1 rRNA gene is annotated in these 1,595 nt (G+C 53.8%); it reads right to left on the reverse strand.

Annotation, left to right across the window (positions count from 1 at the left end):
- Positions 1-1,525 (reverse strand): 16S ribosomal RNA (locus tag LRM19_RS21150); the annotation flags it as partial.
- Between the last annotated feature and the right edge of the window lie 70 nt (positions 1,526-1,595).

Below are 1,595 nucleotides of genomic sequence, written 5' to 3' on the forward strand. Positions count from 1 at the left end.
ACCGCAGGTTCCCCTACGGTTACCTTGTTACGACTTCACCCCAGTCATGAATCACAAAGTGGTAAGCGCCCTCCCGAAGGTTAAGCTACCTACTTCTTTTGCAACCCACTCCCATGGTGTGACGGGCGGTGTGTACAAGGCCCGGGAACGTATTCACCGTAGCATTCTGATCTACGATTACTAGCGATTCCGACTTCATGGAGTCGAGTTGCAGACTCCAATCCGGACTACGACGCACTTTATGAGGTCCGCTTGCTCTCGCGAGGTCGCTTCTCTTTGTATGCGCCATTGTAGCACGTGTGTAGCCCTACTCGTAAGGGCCATGATGACTTGACGTCATCCCCACCTTCCTCCAGTTTATCACTGGCAGTCTCCTTTGAGTTCCCGGCCTAACCGCTGGCAACAAAGGATAAGGGTTGCGCTCGTTGCGGGACTTAACCCAACATTTCACAACACGAGCTGACGACAGCCATGCAGCACCTGTCTCAGAGTTCCCGAAGGCACCAAAGCATCTCTGCTAAGTTCTCTGGATGTCAAGAGTAGGTAAGGTTCTTCGCGTTGCATCGAATTAAACCACATGCTCCACCGCTTGTGCGGGCCCCCGTCAATTCATTTGAGTTTTAACCTTGCGGCCGTACTCCCCAGGCGGTCGACTTAACGCGTTAGCTCCGGAAGCCACGCCTCAAGGGCACAACCTCCAAGTCGACATCGTTTACGGCGTGGACTACCAGGGTATCTAATCCTGTTTGCTCCCCACGCTTTCGCACCTGAGCGTCAGTCTTTGTCCAGGGGGCCGCCTTCGCCACCGGTATTCCTCCAGATCTCTACGCATTTCACCGCTACACCTGGAATTCTACCCCCCTCTACAAGACTCTAGCCTGCCAGTTTCGAATGCAGTTCCCAGGTTGAGCCCGGGGATTTCACATCCGACTTGACAGACCGCCTGCGTGCGCTTTACGCCCAGTAATTCCGATTAACGCTTGCACCCTCCGTATTACCGCGGCTGCTGGCACGGAGTTAGCCGGTGCTTCTTCTGCGGGTAACGTCAATCGCTGAGGTTATTAACCTCAACGCCTTCCTCCCCGCTGAAAGTACTTTACAACCCGAAGGCCTTCTTCATACACGCGGCATGGCTGCATCAGGCTTGCGCCCATTGTGCAATATTCCCCACTGCTGCCTCCCGTAGGAGTCTGGACCGTGTCTCAGTTCCAGTGTGGCTGGTCATCCTCTCAGACCAGCTAGGGATCGTCGCCTAGGTGAGCCGTTACCCCACCTACTAGCTAATCCCATCTGGGCACATCTGATGGCAAGAGGCCCGAAGGTCCCCCTCTTTGGTCTTGCGACGTTATGCGGTATTAGCTACCGTTTCCAGTAGTTATCCCCCTCCATCAGGCAGTTTCCCAGACATTACTCACCCGTCCGCCGCTCGTCACCCAGGAGCAAGCTCCCTGTGTTACCGCTCGACTTGCATGTGTTAGGCCTGCCGCCAGCGTTCAATCTGAGCCATGATCAAACTCTTCAATTTAAGTTTGATGCTCGTGAATTAAACTTCGTAATGAATTACGTATGTTCACTCAGAGACTTGGTATTCATTT

It is taken from the genome of Enterobacter sp. PI-10 (assembly GCF_027947695.1).
Classification (GTDB): domain Bacteria; phylum Pseudomonadota; class Gammaproteobacteria; order Enterobacterales; family Enterobacteriaceae; genus Enterobacter; species Enterobacter vonholyi.